The 19,943-nt window shown below is 66.5% G+C and carries 15 protein-coding genes; 4 read left to right on the forward strand and 11 right to left on the reverse strand.

Going from position 1 to position 19,943, the window contains the following annotated elements; translation table 11 throughout:
• Positions 1 to 116: 116 nt before the first annotated feature.
• From ACYP5B_RS38555 to ACYP5B_RS38590, 8 genes are all read right to left on the reverse strand, one after another.
• Entirely contained in the window at positions 117 to 1,598 is a 1,482-nt protein-coding gene (locus ACYP5B_RS38555) for a carboxylesterase family protein (RefSeq protein WP_459573082.1), read from the reverse strand.
• 4 nt (positions 1,599 to 1,602) lie between these two features.
• The gene (locus tag ACYP5B_RS38560; protein WP_459573084.1) at positions 1,603 to 2,940 is read right to left on the reverse strand and encodes an MFS transporter; all 1,338 of its coding nucleotides are present in this window, start codon (positions 2,938 to 2,940) and stop codon (positions 1,603 to 1,605) included.
• A gap of 20 nt (positions 2,941 to 2,960) precedes the next feature.
• Entirely contained in the window at positions 2,961 to 4,106 is a 1,146-nt protein-coding gene (locus ACYP5B_RS38565; protein ID WP_318235929.1) for a porin, read from the reverse strand.
• A gap of 327 nt (positions 4,107 to 4,433) precedes the next feature.
• Complete coding sequence (locus ACYP5B_RS38570) at positions 4,434 to 5,366, reverse strand: LysR family transcriptional regulator (RefSeq protein ID WP_318235930.1); 933 nt, start codon at positions 5,364 to 5,366, stop codon at positions 4,434 to 4,436.
• A gap of 109 nt (positions 5,367 to 5,475) precedes the next feature.
• Positions 5,476 to 6,855, reverse strand: coding sequence for an MFS transporter (locus ACYP5B_RS38575; RefSeq protein ID WP_459573086.1), 1,380 nt, complete (start codon positions 6,853 to 6,855; stop codon positions 5,476 to 5,478).
• Positions 6,856 to 7,080: 225 nt separating this feature from the next.
• On the reverse strand, positions 7,081 to 8,652 hold the full coding sequence (locus ACYP5B_RS38580) for a benzoate-CoA ligase family protein (RefSeq protein WP_459573087.1): 1,572 nt from the start codon (positions 8,650 to 8,652) through the stop codon (positions 7,081 to 7,083).
• 96 nt (positions 8,653 to 8,748) lie between these two features.
• Positions 8,749 to 10,293: a 3,4-dehydroadipyl-CoA semialdehyde dehydrogenase gene (locus tag ACYP5B_RS38585; RefSeq protein ID WP_459573088.1), complete on the reverse strand. Its 1,545-nt coding sequence runs from the start codon at positions 10,291 to 10,293 to the stop codon at positions 8,749 to 8,751.
• Positions 10,294 to 10,303: 10 nt separating this feature from the next.
• Positions 10,304 to 10,768, reverse strand: a complete 465-nt coding sequence (locus ACYP5B_RS38590) for a DUF4863 family protein (protein ID WP_459573089.1) — start codon at positions 10,766 to 10,768, stop codon at positions 10,304 to 10,306.
• Positions 10,769 to 10,857: 89 nt separating this feature from the next.
• On the opposite strand from ACYP5B_RS38590, the gene ACYP5B_RS38595 reads away from it, so the two are divergent.
• The 4 genes from ACYP5B_RS38595 (at position 10,858) to boxA (ending at position 16,496) form a co-directional block, all read left to right on the forward strand.
• Positions 10,858 to 11,832: a helix-turn-helix transcriptional regulator gene (locus ACYP5B_RS38595; protein WP_459573090.1), complete on the forward strand. Its 975-nt coding sequence runs from the start codon at positions 10,858 to 10,860 to the stop codon at positions 11,830 to 11,832.
• 117 nt (positions 11,833 to 11,949) lie between these two features.
• The gene (gene boxC / locus ACYP5B_RS38600) at positions 11,950 to 13,608 is read left to right on the forward strand and encodes a 2,3-epoxybenzoyl-CoA dihydrolase (protein ID WP_400095704.1); all 1,659 of its coding nucleotides are present in this window, start codon (positions 11,950 to 11,952) and stop codon (positions 13,606 to 13,608) included.
• An 88-nt stretch (positions 13,609 to 13,696) separates the two neighbouring features.
• Positions 13,697 to 15,124 (forward strand): benzoyl-CoA 2,3-epoxidase subunit BoxB, encoded by a 1,428-nt coding sequence (gene boxB, locus ACYP5B_RS38605; RefSeq protein ID WP_459573109.1) that lies wholly within the window; start codon positions 13,697 to 13,699, stop codon positions 15,122 to 15,124.
• A 91-nt stretch (positions 15,125 to 15,215) separates the two neighbouring features.
• Positions 15,216 to 16,496, forward strand: coding sequence for a benzoyl-CoA 2,3-epoxidase subunit BoxA (gene boxA, locus ACYP5B_RS38610; RefSeq protein ID WP_459573092.1), 1,281 nt, complete (start codon positions 15,216 to 15,218; stop codon positions 16,494 to 16,496).
• Between the two features lie 263 nt (positions 16,497 to 16,759).
• On the opposite strand, the gene ACYP5B_RS38615 is transcribed toward boxA, so the two are convergent.
• From ACYP5B_RS38615 to ACYP5B_RS38625, 3 genes are all read right to left on the reverse strand, one after another.
• Complete coding sequence (locus tag ACYP5B_RS38615; protein WP_459573093.1) at positions 16,760 to 17,740, reverse strand: TorF family putative porin; 981 nt, start codon at positions 17,738 to 17,740, stop codon at positions 16,760 to 16,762.
• A 90-nt stretch (positions 17,741 to 17,830) separates the two neighbouring features.
• Positions 17,831 to 19,672, reverse strand: a complete 1,842-nt coding sequence (atzF, locus tag ACYP5B_RS38620) for an allophanate hydrolase (protein WP_459573094.1) — start codon at positions 19,670 to 19,672, stop codon at positions 17,831 to 17,833.
• Positions 19,669 to 19,943, reverse strand: a 275-nt coding sequence (locus ACYP5B_RS38625; RefSeq protein ID WP_459573095.1) for an acyl-CoA carboxylase biotin carboxyl carrier protein subunit, incomplete at its 5' end; no start/stop codon positions are given. The genes ACYP5B_RS38625 and atzF, both read right to left, overlap by 4 nt.

Here is a 19,943-nt window from a genome sequence, read left to right on the forward strand (position 1 = left end):
GAAGATACCCGGCCACGCGCCAGCAAGTCGACAATGCGCCTTGCATGGCGTCTATCGTGGGGTCGGACACGACCGGATCCTGCGCGGGCAGTGCGGGACCCGGATCATGGCAGGCGCTAAGCGGCAAGCAAGGGGTGCCACGCCATCCAGCTAGTGCCGTGATCCTTGAAGTCTGCGATGCCTGGCTCGGCGACATCGAAGGGCAGCCACGTGGCACCGGACAGCGTTGCCGGCTTGCCCGTCCTGGCAAAGCTTGATATCCCCAGGCGGAACTCGGCGCCCACCTTCTCGAACGTTTCGTCGGGGATGTTCGCCATCATGGGGGCATCAAGCCAGTCGTTGCGGTTGCCGAACAGGAAAGGCAGTTCCAGGCAGTGCGGGCTCATGAGATTTGGCACACGGCTCTGCACGCTGAACCGGTACGGATAGACCGGCTTGCCGGCGGTGGCGAACGCGCTTGCGATCTCGCGTGCCGCGGCGCCGAACAGGCGATACCCGCTCGCATCGACCAGCTGGGTGTACGGCGTGTGATCCGGGCGCGCGGCGGCAAAGGCCGCGTAGTGCTTCATCGCGTCCGCCCCGAAACTGGTCTCGAACCATGCCTTGACCTGCGGCTCCGTGGCATGCACTACCTCGGGCGCCGCCGCCATGAAGGCGGCATTCTCGTCCGCCGTGAAGCCCAGCAGCGACGACGACACGTGTGCCTCCCTGGCCGCGCGCGGCAGGTCGAAGAGCCAGTCGGGGACCAGGCCATCCTCCGCCACCGGCCGGAAGCCGACCGATACCTCGCCGAACCTGGCACGTGCGCGCATCAATTGGCTTTGCGCGGCAAGGATGCCCGTGACAGACAATGCACCGATGTCTTGCTCGCCTGCGGCGTCGAGCAGCGCGAGACTGGTCCGATATGCTTCTTCGGGCGCCAGCGGCGGCAAGGCCGGCAGGCTGAACATGGCATTCCTGTGGAGCAGCCCTTTCGACGCAGGGCTGACGCCAAGCAACCAGGCGTAATAGGCCCCGGCCGACTGGCCGCCCACCGTGACGCTCGCCGGATCGCCGCCAAACCGGCTGATATGCTCCTGCACCCACTCGAGCGCGCGGATCAGGTCGCGAACGGCGCGATTGGCGCCGCGCGCATCGCGGGCATCCGTGAAATGTCCTAGCGCGCCAAGCCGGTAGTTGACCGTTACCACAACCATCCCGCTTTCCCTGGCCACGCGCTCGCCGTCATACCATGCGGCCGTGCCGCCGCCGCTGAGAAAGCCGCCGCCGTGGATAAAGACGTAAACGGGCCGACGCTGCGCATCTTGCGGCGCCCACACATTGAGGAGGAATGCGTCTTCGGATTGCGGGCTGCGGTCGATGCCGTTGCCCATGACATTAGCCAGCCGCGAAGGCGCTTGCGGGAAGACGGCGCCGGGCGCGGTGGCATCGCGTTCGCCAGTCCACGCGGACGGCGGCTTCACTTCGGACAGCCGGTTCCCGGGCTGGGCCCGATCACCATATGGCACTCCGCGAAACGCAAAGACGCCATCTGACGCCTCGCCACGGATGGCGCCGGTGGACAAGGACAACACGACGGACTTCTCTTTGACATGCATGGGATCAGACTCCAGGTTCACGCAATTTACGAAAAAGGAACGGTACGATCGCGGCGCACACCAGCACCGTGGCGCTGACGGCCGCGATGATCTCGGCCAGTCCCACGCCGGAATTGATCAACAGCCCGACGGAGCCCGCGCCCGCCAGCGAACCGATGCGGCCTAGCGCGCTGGCCCAGCCCGCGCCCACGGAACGTATCTGCGTGGGGTAGGCAGCAACCGCCACGGCGTTGAGCACGACGATAGGTCCGCTGATCAAAAAGCCCGAGCAGAACACGGCGATGGCGTACCTTGCGGTGGCATCGGGCGAGGCGATCAGGAGCGGGCTGGCAGCACCGATCAGCAAGGCGATCCCGATAAACTTCAACGGCGCGATGCGCCGGATGGCGAAGGCACCTACCACCGCGCCAACCAGGCCGCCAAACTGGAATAGCGAGGCCGTCCCGGACGCAACGGCAACGCTCTCCCCGCTGCTCTTGATCAAGGTGGGCAACCAGCTGGCGATGACGTAGAAGCTCCCCAAGATCAGGAACATCAGCAGCCACAGCAGCATCGTGGCCGACCTGTACTGCGAACCGAACAGCTGCGCCACGCTCCCCTTCGTGATCTCAACCGAAGGCGTTGGCGTCTTGAACAGCGCTGTGCCAGCCTGGGACGCACCTAGCCTGGCAAGCGCGGCGGCGATCCGGTCCGAAGCGGCGCCAATCTGCACCAGGAACTTTGGCGATTCGGGCAGGAGCGCAAGGATGGCGGGGACGAGCAGGAGCGGCCCGATGCCACCGAGGAGAAACAGCCCCTGCCAGCCGATCGCATCGATCAGTTGCCCGGTCAGGAATCCCGCCACGGCCGAGCCGAACAGGAATCCGCAGAACACGCCGGAAAGCGCGGATGCGCGCCGGCGGGCCGGCAGCAACTCCGCCAGCAGCGCGGCGACGGCGGGCATCGCCACGCCGACGCCCACGCCGGTCATGAATCGCCAGGCCACCAACTGGACCAGCGACGCGCTGAACGCGCAGGCGAGCGTGGCGAGCGCAAAGGCGAATGTGCCGGCAACGAGCACAGGCTTTCGTCCTCGCGTATCCGCAACGCTCCCCGCGGTGATGTAGCCAAGCAGCAGCCCGAACATGCCCGCTGCGATGGCAGCGGAGATCTCGGCCGGCTTCGCGCCGAAGTGCGTGGCAATCTGCGGCGCTATGAAGCCGATGATGGCCGCATCGAAGCCTTCGAGCGCAACCACGGCAAAGCAGATGGCGACGATGCTGCGGCGACGCCGGTTGGGCGGGATGTTGTCGATCACCTCGGAGATATCCTGGGGATCGACGCGCAATGGGGGATTCTTCATGGCTGGCTCTCCTTGTCCGCTCAGAATGCGTGCTCGATAAAGAGCCCGGACAGCACCTGCTTGCTGTTGTCCGACGGGCCGGCGGCGCCGTTGATAAACGCCTTGGCGTCCGCCGTGCCCCCCGCCTTCTGGAACGCCGCTTGCAGGTAGATATGCGTTCTGAGCGACAGCGCCTTGTCGAGCTTGAGCAGGACCTGGTGGGCGTAGCGATCCTGTAACGCGGCGTTGCCCTTCATGTACTGGTAGTGCACGTTGATCGTGTAGTCACCGCCGACCGGCACCGTAGCGCCCGCGCCGAACGTGTCGATCGCACCATTGGTGGCCGCGTTCCTGGTGCGGGTGTAAGACCCCGCAATCGTCGCTTCGTCGATGTTCCACTTCGCCCCCAAGCCCATCGTCTGGAAGCGTGCGTGGCTGGTCGGCGTGCCGCTATCCCTGAAATCCGTATAAACGGCGGCGGCGCCATAGCGCGGGGTTTCATAGAGAGCGCCAAGGCTGTAGGTGCTGCCGTCGTGGATCGAGCTGGTGCGCTCGCCCAAGGCATACATCGCGCCAAGCTTGAGTGGCCCGAACTGCTTCGTGTACTTCATCGCATTGGCCAGCGCTTCGCCGTTGGTCCGGTCCGCGTCGAATGAACCGATGCGAGCTGGGCTATAGACGCCGCCGAAGTTCAGGAAGGGCCCCTGCGGACTGCCCCAGATGCCGCCGAACCATGAGCCGCTGAAGCCAGGAATCGTCAGGTAGTCGAACATGAAATCGCGGGTGTATCCCAGGGCCAGGTCGCCCAGCGAGCCGCGCAGCCCGACAATGGCGTTGGTGTTGAAGAGTTGCCCGACCGTCTGGCCGTTGTTCGCAAAGAATCGGCCAGCCAGCCTGAAATACGCCGCCATATCCTGCGACAGCGTTTCGGATCCGTTCATGGCGATGTAGTTGGGCCGGTACGGAGCGGAGTCGACGCCGTAGCGGGACGCTCCACCGACGTTCGACGTCATGGTGGGGCCCGCCGCTACCAGGCCGCTGAGCGAAATGCCGTTGGGTTGCGCGGCCCCCGCATTGGGCGCCACGCCCAGTGCGGTTGTCGCCAGGCTTGCCAGGCATAGCTGGCGCAGATGGGCTCGCGGAAATGCACTCCCCGGGATGGCGGGCCTACAGCCTCTCTTCGTCATCGTTTCCTCCTTTCGTGGATTGGGTTGGACCCGCTCAGCGCATTGCGCGGCGACCTCTTTTCTGTCCGGCCAAGACGTGCCGCATAGGCGATGTCTTTACCCGTCGCCGATGGTAGAGCGAAGCCGGAGCGGCAGGACATGACGAATTTGAGAAGCCTCATGCGTAGGTCGCATGGCCTCACGCAGGCAGCCGATATGTTTTTGAGGAAGATTGAAAGAAGGAAGGCGAACGCGTGCCCCGGCGCTGGAAGGCCGCAAGGGCAGCAGTGCGCTGCGGGTGTGATTGACGGCGAGTCGGGGTGCCCGCGAACGGGACGAGCCGGATGCTCAGGGGTTGCCGGCACCCCAGGATGACTCGACCACGCGCCGCAGGCTGAGGATGAAGCTGCGCATCTGTCGCGTGCTGGTCCGGTCGCGCCGCCAGATGGCCGATAGCGGACCAGGGCTGAGGTTAAACGACAGCGGGAGGATGCAAACCTCATTGTGCGCGGCCATGAAGCGTGCCGCGCTTTCCGGGAGTTGCCACAGGAAGTGGCCGCGCGAGATCAGCTCGCGCCCCAGTTCCAGCGAGAGCGCGCCCACGATCTCAGGGGCCGGGAGACCGGCTTCCCGGACTTCATTCACCAGCATTTCGCGAAAGATGCTTCCTGGTGGCGCGGAGATCCAGGGGTACTGGACGCACGTAGCGAGATCGACATCCTGCCTGGCCAGCGGATGATCCGGTGCGCACGCAAGCACGATGCCGTCATGCACCAGAGTGGCAGTCCGGTAGGTTTCTGCGCTCTGGCTTCTCGGGGTGCGGCTGATGAGCAGGTCGATAGCGCCTGCATCCAGCTTCTCGATCAGGGCCTCGTGCGACCCGACCTCTACCGTGATCTCCACGCGAGGATTCGCCTGCCTGAACAGCAGGATGGCTTCCGCTAGCGGCCACCTGCTGAACATCGAAAAGCAACCCAGGATCATGTTGCCGAGATCGCCCCTGGCGATGGCGCCCAGATCCGCCTCGGCCTTGTGGAAGCCGCTCAGGAGCAATGCCGCATGGCGGCACATCGCGGTCCCGAGCGCCGTGGCGATCATGCCCTTCGCGGAGCGCTCGAACAGCTTTCCGGCAACGATCTCCTCGACCTCGGCAACTGCGCGGGAGAGGCCGGACTGCGTCATGTGCAATTGCTCGGCGGCCTTGGACAGGTTTCCAAGCTCCGCGACGGAGAGAATGATCTCCAGATGCCGCGTCCGAAGCTTTCCGCGAAATGGGGTCATTGTTGGGTTTGAATGCACGTTCGGGATGCGCCCCCTCAATCCGGGCGACGGGAACCGCGATCTTACCCGCAAGTGCCGCCGAGGCGGTGCCTGCGCCGCGCGCGCCCAACTACGAGGTTGTGCCTGACCCCGCCACGAGCGCGACGGGTGCCATATGCTCCGCTTTGCCCTCTGCATGCTGCGCCGACGCCGAGCGCCGATGATCGATCAGCAGAACCGCCATCATCGCGATCACCGCAGGAATGGCGATGGCCACGAAGTTCTGCTGCAGCGGCAGCGACATGCCCACCAGCGCGCCGATCACGATCGGCGCCAGGATGGCCCCGCTGCGCCCGATGCCCGAAGCCCAGCCGATACCCGTGGCGCGGACCGCCATCGGGTAGAACTGCCCCGCATAGGCGTAGGTGACGATCTGCGTGCCGATCGTCGACGCACCAGCCAGCGCCACCAGCACGAACAGCAGCGCGGTGGGCACCGGGTAGCCCAGCAGCGTGATGGATACCGCGGCCAGGGCGTACATGCCGACCAGTACGTATTTGATGTTGAAGCGGTCCGCCAGCCAGCCGCCGCCGATGGCGCCGACCATGGCGCCGAAGTTCAGCACCAGTACGAAGGTGAGCGCCGAGCCCAGGCTATAGCCTGCGCCGGCCATCATCTTGGCCAGCCAGGAGCTGAGCGCGTAAACCATGAACAGGCACATGAAGAACGCCACCCAGAACATCACCGTGGAAAAGCCGCGTCCGTCCTGGAACAGTTTGCCGATGGGCGCATCGCCGGCCTTGTCGCCGGCGGGCAGGGCGAACTGGTCGCCGGGCTGGGGCTGGTAGCCCGGCTCCAGGCGGGAGGCGATGTGCTTGAGCGCGTCGATCTGGCCCGATTTGATCAGGAAGGGCATGGACTCCGGCAAGGATCTCAGGATGACCGGGATCAGCAGCGCCGGCAGGCCGGCGGCGATGAAGACCGATTGCCAGCCGTAGTTTTCAATCATGCCTTTGCCGAGCAGGGCGGCCAGCATGCCGCCGACCGAGTAGCCGCTGAACATCAGCGTGACCATGGTCCCGCGAAGCTTGCGCGGCGAGTATTCGGTCATCTGCGCCACCACGTTCGGCATCACGCCGCCGATGCCCAGGCCGGCCAGGAAGCGCGTGACGCTGAACGTGACGGGATCGCTGGTGAAGCCCGCCGCCGCGGTGAAGACGCTGAACAGCAGGATGCAGATGGCGATGGCGCGGCGCCGCCCGATGCGGTCGGCCACGGTGCCCATGAAGATCGCACCGAACATCATGCCGAACAGCGCGGCGCTGACCATGAAGCCGGCGCTGGTGGCGTCCACGCCCATGCTTTTCATGATCGACGGCAGAGCGATCCCCACCACGGCCAGGTCATAGCCGTCGAAGATGATGATCAGCGCGCACCAGAGCAGCACCAGGCCGTGGAAGCGGTTGAAGCGGGCCTCGTCGGCCAGCTTGTGGACATCGATTTGTCGCATGGGTTGTCTCCTTGTGTTTTTTGGTGGCTATTTGCTCCCCTCTCCCGCACGGCGTATGCGGGGCTGGGGAGAGTGGGCGGGCGCTCGCTATGCCGTGGTGCTGTCAACACCGTTGGCTTCGCTTCAAGGGGCACCTGGCCAAACCGCCCCTCTCCCCAACCCTCTCCCCATGAGGGGAGAGGGAGTGACAGCCGTCGTCATCGCGAACGGCTCTGGCCTATCTGCTCAGGCTGGCGCGCCTTCCAGCTCGCGCAGCCTGAAGCGCTGGATCTTGCCCGTGGCCGTCTTGGGCAGTGCGGCAACGAACTCGATGACGCGCGGGTATTTGTAGGGCGCGAGCCGTTCCTTGACGAAGGCCTTCAGCTCCGCCTCGCTGACCTGTGCACCGGCCTTGCGGACCACGAATGCCTTGGTCTTGGTGAGGCCGGCCGAGTCCGGCACGCCGATCACGGCGGCTTCTAGCACCGCGGGGTGCTGCGCCAGCGTGGCTTCCACTTCGAACGGGGAGACATAGATGCCGCTGACCTTGAGCATGTCGTCGCTGCGCCCGGCGTAGCTGTAGCTGCCGTCGGCGTTGCGCGCGTACTTGTCGCCGCTCTTGGTCCAGCCGCCGCGGAAGGTCTCGCGGGATTTCTCCCGGTTGCCCCAGTACATCAACGCCGCGCTCGGACCCTGGATATAGAGGTCGCCCACATCGCCGTCGGGCACGGCGTGGCCGTCTTCGTCGCGCAGCTCCACGGCATAGCCCGGCACCGGCCAGCCCGTGGTGCCGTAGCGAACCTGCCCGGGGCGGTTGGACAGGAAGATATGCAGCATTTCCGTGGAGCCGATGCCGTCGATGATTTCGCAACCGAAATGCGCGGTGAAGCGCTCGCCCAGGTCGGCCGGCAGGGCCTCGCCGGCGGAGGAGCACAGGCGCAGCGAGACCTGCTCGCGCGCGGGCAGCCCGGGCGCGGCGAGCATGCCCGCGTAGCCGGTCGGCGCACCGAAGAACACGGTCGGCTGATAGTCCAGCCAGCGCTTGAACGTGGCCTCCGGGGTTGGCCGCTCGGCCATCAGCACGACCGTGGCGCCCACGCTGAGCGGGAAGGTCAGGCCGTTGCCGAGCCCGTAGGCAAAGTAAAGCTTTGCGGCCGAGAAGCAGATGTCGGCCTCGCCCAGCGAGAGTACGGGCTTGGCATAGAGCTCGGCGGTCCAGTACGGGTTGCCCTGGCTGTGCAGCACGCCTTTGGGGCGTCCGGTGGAGCCTGACGAATAGAGCCAGAAGCCGGGGTCGTCGGGGCCCGTGGCCGCCGGCGCGGACAGCGGCGCATGGCGGTCGATCAGCGCATCGAGCGCGACCATGCCGTCGGCCAGCGGGGCGGTTGGCTGCGAGACGATCACGGTGCCGGCTTCGTGGCCGCCCTGGGCGATGGCCTGCTGCAGCACCGGCAGCAGCGTGCCCGATACCAGCACGGCCTGCGCGCGGCTGTGCTGCAGCATATAGGCGTAGTCGTCGGCGGTGAGCAGCGTGTTGACCGCCACGGGCACGATGCCGGCGTACATCGCGCCGAGGAAGCACACGGGCCAGTCGTTGCCATCGTGCATCAGCAGCAGCACGCGTTCTTCGCGATGGATGCCGAGGGCCTGCAGCGCGGCGGCAACGCGGCGGATGCGCTCGGCCAGCTCGCCGTAGCTCATCGTGCCGTGGTCGTCGATGTAGGCGGTCTTGCCGGGCCGCTGCGCATTGCACGCGATCAGGTGCTGGGCGAAGTTGAACGGCGTGCCGGGCGGCTGGACTTGTGGTTCGGCGGTCATGCTTGTCTCCCCTTATGGGTGCATCGATGGATCGATGCCTCGGTGGGTTTGCCTCTTTGGCGAATATAGGCGCTGTACAGGCGCTAGATGGATGCGCTACAGCTGTGCCAGCACGTTAGTGCTGGCCTGCACGGCGCTGCGCCGATGATAGAAATTCAGCGCGCGCGGCCCGCCTAGTTCTTCGCCGCCACCGGCGCGGCCGGGCCCGCCGTGCAGCGACTGCGGCATGACGTTGCCGTGCCCGGTATGGAGCTTGGCCACCTCGGGAGAGATCACGTGGACGCGGCCGTGGCTGTCGGCCAGTTCCACCGCGGCGGCGGCCAGCGCATCGGCATTGCTGCCGTATAGCGATGCCACCAGCGAACCCTGGCCCCGGCGCACCAGGGCCAGCGCATGCGCGCTATCGCGGTAGGGCACCAGCGTGGCCACGGGGCCAAACACCTCGGTATCGTGCACGCGATCGGCGGCATCCGCGTTGCGCGCACCCAGCAGCGTGGGCCCGACGCAGCAGGCCACGGCCGGATCGGCATCGACCAGCGCGTGCTTGGCGCCGTCGTGCAGTACCTCGGCTTGCGCCTGCAGATAGGTGAGCCCATCGCGCACGGACGCGAGTTGCGCCCGGCTGACCAGCGCGCCCATGCGCACCGATTCATTGCGGGGATTGCCCACCGTGATCTTGGCCAGGCGGGCGCCGATGGCGTCGGCGGCAGCGCCATACAGCGCCTCGGGCACGAAGATGCGGCGGATGGCCGTGCATTTCTGCCCGGACTTGACGGTCATCTCCCGCGCGGCCTCCTTGGCCAGCAGGTCGAACGCTTCGCTGCCGGCGGCCTCGCCGGGCAGCAGCAGGGCCGAGTTGACGCTGTCGGCCTCGATATTGACGCGCACCGAGCGCTGCGTCACCGCCGCGTGCGAGCGGATCAACGCGGCGGTCTCGGCCGAGCCGGTGAAGGAGACCACGTCGAACGGCTGCAACTGGTCCAGCAGCCCGGCCGCGCTGCCGCACACCACCGACAGCGCGCCGGGGGGCAACACGCCGGCATCCACCACGTCCCTGACCATGCGCTGGGTCAGCCAGGCGGTGGCCGTCGCGGGCTTCACGATCACGGGCACGCCCGCCAGCAGTGCCGGCGCGGCCTTTTCCCACAAGCCCCAGCTCGGGAAGTTGAAGGCGTTGATCAATAGCGCCACGCCACGCGTGGGCACCAGCACATGCTGCGACTGGAACAGCGGGTCCTTGCCGAGCCGCGCGGCATCGCCGTCGATCAGGTAGTGCCGGTCGCCCAGCGCGTCGCCGAGCTTGGCGTAGGTGCCGAGGGTAAAGATGCCGCCATCGATATCCACGGCGGAATCGTTGTGCACGGTGCCGCTGTTGGCGGTGGCGATCTCGTAATAGGCATCGCGGTTGGCCTGCAGGATCTTGACGATGGCGGCCAGCCTGGCGGCGCGCTCGCGGTAGGTCATGGCGCGCAACGCGGCGCCGCCTTGCTCCCGCGCAAAGGCAAAGCCGGCGGCAAGGTCCAGGCCGGTGGCGTCCACGCGCACCAGCGCATTGCCCAGCACGGGGTCGGACAGCGTTGCGCCGGCGCCGGAGCCGGCTTGCCAGCGGCCGCCGAGATAGTTGGAGAGCAGTTCGGTCATGGAGGGGGTCTCAGCGGGTGAAGTCGATGCGGCCTTCGGGCAGCAGGTAGAGCACGAGCGCGCGGCCATGGCTGACGGTGGGCCGGTGCGCGCTGCCCGGCGGGCAGACTAGCCAGCCGGCGGGGCGGCCGTCGAACTCGGCGGTGTCGTCGATCGGCACGACCAGGTCGATCTCGCCGTTGGGGTGCGTGTGATGCGGGCCGGCGATGTCTGTCATGTCGACCACATCGACGGAGAAGCCGTGGAGGTCCTCGGCCGGCTTGAAGATGCGGCCATAGCGGATGCCGCCGCCCTCGCGCTCGCACAGCCAGCCCTCGGCCACGCCGGCCAGGCATGCGTCCTTCAGTTCGGAGTACGTGGTGCTGCCTACGCCATGCTCGGCATTCAGCCAGGTATCCAGGGCGGCATCGAGAGGGCGGCCGGCAATGCGGGCCGTGAGCCGCGCGATCTGCTCGCGGAATTCGGTTGGGGACATGAAAGGGGCTCCGTTGGACTTAGCCGGGTTGCATACCCGCGCTCCATGCATTATTGTGCATGTGTGAAACATAGAGCCGCGAAGAAACCATGTCAAGCACTATATTGCATGTTCCCGGGTTAACGCGGGAGGCTGCTGACGAGCACGACGCCGATGCCGCGCAAGGCAACGGCAGCGCCACAGAAGCGGGCGCGGCCGAGAAAAACGCCTTTCTCGTCGCATTGGGCGAGCGCGTGCGTGAGCTCCGTTCGCGCCGTGGCTTGACCCGCAAGTCCACGGCGCTGGCCGCGGGTGTGTCGGAGCGGCATCTGGCCAACCTGGAGTACGGCAGCGGCAATGCGTCCATCCTGGTGCTGCTGCAAATCGCCTCGGCGCTGCACTGCTCGCTGGCCGAGCTGCTTGGCGATGTGTCCACCTCATCGCCCGAATGGCTGCTGATCCGGGAACTGCTGGAACACCGCGACGAAGGCACGCTGCGCCGCGTGCGTATTGCCGTTGGCGAGTTGCTCGGCACCGGGGGCGGCAACGCCGCGCGCAGCCCGCACGTGGCGCTGATCGGGCTGCGCGGCGCCGGCAAGTCCACGCTGGGCGGCATGCTGGCCGAGGATCTGGGCTTTCCCTTTGTGGAGCTCAGCCGCGAGATCGAGAAGTTCGCCGGCTGCAGCATCTCGGAAATCCAGGGGCTGTACGGCATGAACGCCTATCGCCGCTACGAGCGGCGCGCGCTGGAAGAGGCCATCCAGATCTATCCCGAAGCGGTGATCGCCACCCCCGGCGGCCTGGTATCCGACCCCGCCACCTTTAACCTGCTGCTGGCCCATTGCACCACGGTGTGGCTGCAGGCGAGCCCGGAAGATCACATGAACCGCGTGCGCGCCCAGGGCGATTTCCGGCCGATGGCCGCCAGCAAGGAGGCCATGGAAGACCTGCGCCACATCCTGGCCGGCCGTGCCGCCTTCTATTCCAAGGCGGATTTCAGCGTCGACACCAGCGCCGAGCCGCTGGACTCGACCTTCCTGACGTTGCGGGAGCGGGTCCGCTACGCACTGCAGTTGCCGCTCTGACTCTTTTGTGGGTAGATGCACAATATTGCTTGACGGATTTTTAGTGCATGAACTATAGTTCGTTCACTAACACCCGATCCATGCACTATTGTGCTTCATTGCTGAGGAGACACAGCCATGACTACCGCCCCCCGCGTCGAATACCAGACTGACCCGTCCCAGTACAAGCACCTCAAGCTGACGTTCGACGGCCCCATTGCCACGCTGGCGGTAGACATCGATGAGAACGCCGGCCTGCGTCCCGGCTACAAGCTCAAGCTCAACAGCTACGACCTCGGCGTCGACATCGAGCTTAACGATGCGGTCAACCGCATCCGCTTCGAGCATCCCGAGGTGCGCACCGTGGTGGTCACCAGCGGCAAGGACAAGGTGTTCTGCTCCGGCGCCAATATTTTCATGCTGGGCGTCTCCAGCCACTCCTGGAAGGTGAACTTCTGCAAGTTCACCAACGAGACGCGCAACGGGCTGGAAGACTCCTCCAGGCACAGCGGCCTGAAGTTCCTCGCCGCGGTCAATGGCGCCTGTGCGGGCGGCGGCTATGAGCTGGCGCTGGCCTGCGACGAGATCATCCTGGTGGACGACCGCTCCTCTGCCGTGAGCCTGCCCGAAGTGCCGCTGCTGGGCGTGCTGCCCGGCACCGGCGGGCTGACCCGCGTGACCGACAAGCGCCATGTGCGCCACGACCTCGCGGATATCTTCTGCACCACCACCGAAGGCGTGCGCGGCCAGCGTGCCAAGGACTGGCGCCTGGTGGACGACATCGCCAAGCCTGCTGTGTTCGCGCAGAAGGTACAGGAGCGCGCCCTGGCCCTGGCCGCGCAGAGCGACCGCCCGGCGAACGCCAGCGGCGTGGCGCTGACCCCGGTCGCGCGCACGCTGGAGGCCGACGCGCTGCGCTACACCCACGTCACCGTCGAGATCGACCGCGCGGCGCGCAAGGCTACCTTCATCGTGAAAGGCCCATCTGCCACGCAGCCCACGAGCGTCAGCGCCATCGCCGAGGCCGGCGCCGCCTGGTACCCGCTGCAACTGGCGCGCGAACTGGAAGACGCCATCCTGTCGATGCGCACCAACGAGCTCGAGATTGGCACCTGGCTGATCAAGACCGAAGGCGATGCCGCCAACGTGCTGGCCATGGACGCCACGCTGCTCGCCAACAAGGATCACTGGCTGGTGCGCGAGACCATCGGCCTGCTGCGCCGCACGTTCTCCCGCCTGGATGTGTCCTCGCGCAGCCTGTTCGCGCTGATCGAGCCGGGCTCCTGCTTTGCCGGCACCTTCCTTGAGCTGGCACTGGCGTGCGACCGCAGCTACCACCTGGCGTTGCCGGACGACGAAGCGCGCGCGCCCAGGATCACCGTGGCCGAGACCAATTTCGGGCTGTACCCGATGGTGACCGGGCAGAGCCGCCTGGGCCGGCGCTTCTATGACGAGCAACCGGCGCTGGACGCGGTGCGCGCCAAGGCCGGCCAGCCGCTGGACGCCGACGCCGCATTCGCGGTGGGCCTCGTCACCGCCAACCCGGACGACATCGACTGGACCGACGAGGTGCGCATCGCGCTGGAAGAGCGCGCGGCCATGTCGCCGGATGCGTTGACCGGCATGGAAGCCAACCTGCGCTTCAACGGCCAGGAAAACATGTTCACCCGCATCTTCGGGCGGCTCACCGCCTGGCAGAACTGGATCTTCCAGCGCCCCAACGCGGTGGGCGAGAAGGGCGCGCTCAAGGTCTACGGCAAGGGTGACAAGGCCGCGTTCGACTGGAACCGCGTCTGACCTGCAATCCTGCAATCGCACACGAAGCCTGACCCGAAGCCGAACCCGAACACGCCGCATCCAACGCATAGCCAGCCCGGAGACCATGATGTCCAGCATCAACTACAGCGACAAGATCCCCAACAACGTCAACCTCAGCGAAGACCGCACGCTGCAGCGCGCGCTCGAGCAATGGCAGCCCAACTACCTGAGCTGGTGGAACGACATGGGCCCGGACGGCTCGCAGGATTTCGATATCTACCTGCGCACCGCTATCAGCGTCGACCCGCAGGGCTGGGCGCACTTTGGCCACGTGAAGATGCCGGACTATCGCTGGGGCATTTTCCTGAACCCCGCCGAGGCCAACCGCAAGATCCACTTCGGTGACCACAAGGGTGAAGACGCCTGGCAGGACGTCCCCGGCGAATACCGCGCCAACCTGCGCCGCATCATCGTCACGCAGGGCGATACCGAACCCGCATCGGTGGAGCAGCAGCGCCACCTCGGCCTGACCGCGCCGAGCATGTACGACCTGCGCAACCTGTTCCAGGTCAACGTGGAAGAAGGCCGCCACCTGTGGGCCATGGTCTACCTGCTGCACAAGTATTTCGGCCGCGACGGCCGCGAAGAAGGCGAAGCGCTGCTGGAGCGCCGCAGCGGCCAGCAGGACAACCCGCGCATCCTGCAGGCGTTCAACGAACAGACCCCGGACTGGCTGTCGTTCTTCATGTTCACCTACTTTACCGACCGCGACGGCAAGTTCCAGTTGTGCGCGCTGGCCGAGAGCTCGTTCGATCCGCTTGCCCGCACCACCAAGTTCATGCTGACCGAGGAAGCGCACCACATGTTCGTTGGCGAGAGCGGCGTGTCGCGCGTGATCCAGCGCACCTGCCAGGTGATGAACGAGCTCAAGACCGACGACCCGGCCCGCCTGCGCGCCGCCGGCGTGATCGACCTGCCGACCATCCAGCGCTACCTGAACTTCCACTACAGCGTGACCATCGACCTGTTCGGCGCGGATGAGTCGAGCAACGCCGCCACCTTCTACAGCACCGGCCTCAAGGGCCGCTACGAGGAAGGCAAGCGCACCGACGACCACGTGCTCAAGGGGCAGACGTACAAGGTCCTGCAGGCCACCGGCGGCCAGCTGGTCGAGAAGGAAGTGCCGATGCTCAACGCGCTCAACGAAGTGCTGCGCGACGATTACATCAAGGACAGCGTGGCCGGCGTGGACCGCTGGAACCGCGTCATCGACAAGGCCGGCATCCCGCTGCGCCTGAAGGTCCCGCACAAGGCGTTCCACCGCAATATCGGCGCACTCTCCGGCGTGAAGATCTCGCCGGATGGCCGGGTGATCTCGGATGCGGAATGGAAAGCCAACGTCGACCAGTGGCTGCCGAGCGAGACCGACCGCGCCTATGTGGCGAACCTGATGGGCCGCGTGGTGGAACCCGGCAAGTTCGCCGGCTGGATCGCGCCGCCGGTGATGGGCATCAACCGCCAGCCGGTGGATTTCGAGTACGTGCGCTTCAACTGAGCGGCACGCAAGAAGACAGTGGCGCGAGGGCCTGCGGGCCCCACGCCCGAAGGCCCCGGCCACAGGGGTCGCATCACCCCCGGAGTTCGCCATGGACATGTCCGACATCCAGGTCATCAGGCAGCACCTGATCGACCCCGAGATCTGCATCCGCTGCAATACCTGCGAGGCCACCTGCCCGGTCGCCGCCATCTCCCACGATTCGCGCAACTACGTGGTCGATGCGGACAAGTGCAACGGCTGCATGGCCTGCATCTCACCATGCCCGACCGGCTCGATTGACAACTGGCGCACCATGCCGCGCGCCAAGGCATACAGCATCGTCGAGCAGTTTGGCTGGGACACGTTGCCTGACGACCTCTCGCCCGAGCAACTTGCCGAGGAAGGCGTGGCGGCGGATGCAGAGCCGGTTCTCGAATCCGCGGCGGTGTCATTGCCAGCGGCTGTCACCGGCGACGACGTATTCAACAGCGCCCAATACGGCGCCACCGTGCCGCCGTGGTCGGCGGCGCACGCCTATACCAACCTCTACGGCGCCAAGTCCGCCGCTCGCTCCGTCACGGCCACCGTGGTCGGCAACGCGCGCGTCACCGCGGTCGGGCGTGACTACGATACGCACCACATCGTGCTGGACTTCGGCACCGCGCCGTTCCCGGTGCTGGAAGGCCAGTCCATCGGCATCGTGCCGCCCGGCGTGGATGCCAGCGGGCGCCCGCACCATGCGCGCCAGTATTCGCTCGCCAGTGCGCGCAATGGCGAGCGGCCCGGCTACAACAATATCTCGCTGACCATCAAGCGCGTGCTGGAAGACCACCAGGGCAATCCGGTGCGCGGCGTGGCGTCGAACTATATGTGCGACCTGCAGGTGGGCGACAAGGTGGATGTGATCGGGCCGTTTGGCGCGAGCTTCCTGATGCCTAACCATCCACGCTCCAATATCGTGATGATCTGCACGGGCACCGGCAGCGCACCGATGCGCGCGATGACGGAATGGCGCCGCCGGCTGCGCAAGTCAGGCAAGTTCGAGGGCGGCAAGCTGATGCTGTTCTTCGGCGCACGCACGCAGGAGGAGCTGCCTTACTTTGGCCCGCTGCAGAGCTTGCCCAGGGACTTCATCGATATCAACCTTGCATTCTCGCGCACGCCGGGGCAGCCCAAGCGCTATGTGCAGGACGTGATGCGCGAGCGCGCGGCCGACCTGGGCCCGTTGCTGGCGGACCCGAACACCTGCTTCTACGTCTGCGGGCTGAAGAGCATGGAGGAGGGCGTGGTGCTGGCTTTGCGGGACGTGGCGCAGCAGGCGGGTTTGTCGTGGGACACGGTGGGTGCCGCGCTGAAGAAGGATGGGCGGCTGCACCTGGAGACGTATTGAGAGGGTGTGAACTACAACTATATGGATGCGCCAAAGCCGTTTGGAATGACGACGGCTGCTCGCTCCCTCTCCCCTCATGGGGAGAGGGTTGGGGAGAGGGGCGGTTTGGCTAGGAGCCACTGAAAGCGAAGCCAATGGGTTTTGCCCTGTCGGCCTCGACCGATGCTGATGGTTTGCCCCTCTCCGGCGCAGCGGATGAGGGCCGGGGGAGAGGGCAGTCGTTCGCCAGGAACGATACGCCACAGCCGACCCAACCCTCTTTCTCAAAACCCATAGCTAACCGAAGCGATCACCCGATTCTCCTGATGCACGCCAAACCGGTTATAACCGCCGATGATCCACTGCACCCCGGCACTAAGGGGAGTCCCCGGGATCGGCGCGGCCAGCGCCAGGGTCAGATGCCGGAAAGCGCCGCTAGAGGGCGTGTTGCCTGCAAAGCAGCCATTGACCACAAAAGCGCTATGCGGCCCGCATGAAGTCCCGGTCAGCGTATCCGTAGTGCCCAGGTATTTGCCCTCCTTCTTGTACGTATAAGCCCCGACCGTGCCGGTAAAGGTAATGCCGTACGGCAGGGTCGTGCTATAGACCAGCGTCCAGTACGTGTCCCCCTTGTTGCCCCATACCACGTCGTTGAGCAGCGTCTGCGCGTTGAGGCTGAACGGACCGTAGCTCAAGCCGAGCTTTGTCTCCAGCGCGTTGGCGTGCGAACCATTGATGTAGTAGTAGCCGGTCAGTCCTGCCGTGTAGCCAAGGTCGCCGATGATCTTGCCGCTGTAGGCGCCATAGAAATCGTTCTCGACCGACTTGGCGGTCTGGAAGCTCGTGATCGAGCGGTCGCTGTAGGAGTTGCCGAGCTGCTGGTACGAGTAGTTGATCATCGACGCCCAATAGCCGATGCTCCAGCCGCTCTCGTGCGCCAGGTCCACGCCCCACTGCAAGGCCGGTATCGAGGATTCCGGCGCGTCGCCGCCGGCGTTGCCCAACGGGGCGCCGTTGCCGTAGGTGGTGGTCGCGCCGCGCAGCACGTAGCGCGATACCGCATCGAGATGGCCGGTGAACGTGTAGGGGCTGGCCGGCTCGGCGGGCTTGGTGGCGCCGGCATCGGCCAGCTGGCCGCTGTCCTGCGCGTGGGCTTGCGTGGCGCAGGCAATCAGCGCGCAGGCGGCGAAGCGCGCCGGCACGGCGCGCAGCAACAATGGACGAAGCGGACGACGGGGAAGCATGCCAGTAGTAGGGGCGAACATGGTCGAACTCACGGTCAACAACGGTGGGTGGGAGGTAAAGCAAACGGAAATCGGGGCGGGCGATGCGCCCGCCTGAGCCTGCAAGCGCGGCTAAGGCTCAGTGGGGATCGCGGCCTGGTGAGCCCGCCACGCGCGCCAGCCGCCAAAGGCGGTGACATCGGTGGCGCCCGCAAGGCCGCCGGGCTCGCAGATAAAGCCGGGCACGCTGCTGCCATCGGCCAGTACCGTGCGGCCAATGCCGAGCGGCGCGGGAATGCCCGCGACAAAGCTGCCGAAGCGGGCTTCGGGCATCTCCCACACTTCGACCTCAATGGCGGCGCCTGCCTCTGCGTCGCCCACGCGCACCAGCCCGGGCCGCTGCACGCCAGCGCCAGCCAGCGCGTAGAGGCGATAGCAGGGAGCCGTGCTTGTGCGCGCCACCAGGCGCGCGCCGCGTTCGGCGAGTTGATGGTGCAGGGGCTGGCCTTCCAGATGGGCGCCGCAAACCGCAACCCGTAGCTGGCCGCTGCACACTGCGCTCGGCATGGTTGCGCTTTGCGCAGGGCCGCTGCTACCCGTCGCGCCCAGCGTCGCCGCCTTGCCAGTCAGTGCCTGCTGCCAGCGCCGCGCCAGATGCAACAGCGGCACGTCCTGATGCGCCGGCGCCGCCAGCGTGATGCCGAAGGGCAGGCCATCCGCCAGGAAGCCTGCCGGCACCGCAACGCCGGCGCAATCCAGCAGGTTCATGAAATTGGTGTAAAGGCCAAGCTCGCTGTTGCGCGCGATCGGCTCCGCCAGCATGGCGGCGATGCTCGGGTGCGAGGGAACGGTCGGCAGCAGCAGCGCGTCCGCCTGCAACCACGCCGCCTCGCTCTGGCGCTGGAGCGCGCGCAGCCGGTACATGGCCGCGAAGGCATCGGCGGCCAGCGGCGTGGCACCGCCCAGCGTGATCTGCCGTGTCACCGGGAACAAGGAGTCTGCGTTGCCATCGATGAACTCCCGGATCGCCTGGTAGCGCTCGGCCACCCAGGGTCCGTCATAGAGCAGCCGGGCCGCTTCGAGGAACGGCGCGAAGTCGATCTCCACCAGTTCCGCGCCCAGCATGCGGGCATGCGCGCAGGCTTGCTCGAAGGCTTCGGCATAGCCGGGCTGGTAGAACTGCAGTTGGCCCGGCGCGGGCACGCCCAGGCGGAACGTCGTAGCAAGCCCGAAATCGAAGCCGTGCGGCTGCGCCGCGCGCGAGTAGGGGTCGTCCGCGTCGAACCCCAGCGCCACCGCGAACACACGGTGTGCGTCATCGGCAGTGAGCGCGAAGACCGATGGCGTATCGAGCGAGCGGCAAGCCGGCACCACGCCGCTGGTCGACAGCAGTCCGCAACTCGGCTTGAGGCCAACCAGGTGATGGAATGCGGCCGGCACGCGGCCCGAGCCCGCCGTGTCGGTGCCCAGCGCAAAGCTCACTTGCCCCAGCGCCACCGCCACGGCGGAGCCCGAGCTGGACCCGCCGGAGATGCGAGTCGCATCGAACGCATTCAGGCAAGCGCCATAGGGCGAGCGCGTGCCGTTGAGCCCGGTGGCAAACTGGTCGAGGTTGGTCTTTCCCACGGCGATGGCCCCTGCATCCACCAGCCGTTGCACCACGAACGCACTGCGAGCCGGCGTATAGGCGAAGTCCGGGCAGGCCGCCGTGGTCGGCGCGCCGGCCAGGTCGATGTTGTCCTTGATCGCGAACGGGATGCCATACAGCGGCAGGCCGGCCGGCCCGCGCTGTTCCAGTGCCCTTGCGCGGGCACGCAAGGCTGTGGCGTCGAGGCGATGAATCCACGCGTGATGCGGATCGTGCTGCGTCGCCGCAATTACCGATTCGATCACCTCGGCGGGTGTGCGTTCGCCGCTTTGGTAGGCCGCCTGCAGCGAGGCGATATCGAGCGAGAAGGGGACCGGGACCGTCATGCTGCCTCCTTCGCTGCCACGCTTTGCGGCACCACGATGACGACCTCCTGCCCGGCGCTGACGGGCGCGCCTTCCCGGCAGGCAACACGCCAGGCGTAGCCGGCGCAAGGCGCCGTGACGGCAAATTCCATTTTCATCGATTCCACGATGGCCAGCGTGTCGCCCTCGGCCACCGCGTCGCCTTCGTGCACCAGCACGCGCCACACGCTGCCAGGCACCTGGCTGCATACCACATGGGCTTGTTCGGGAAGCTCGGCGGCGTGCGGGGGCG

Source organism: Cupriavidus sp. 8B (assembly GCF_054589115.1).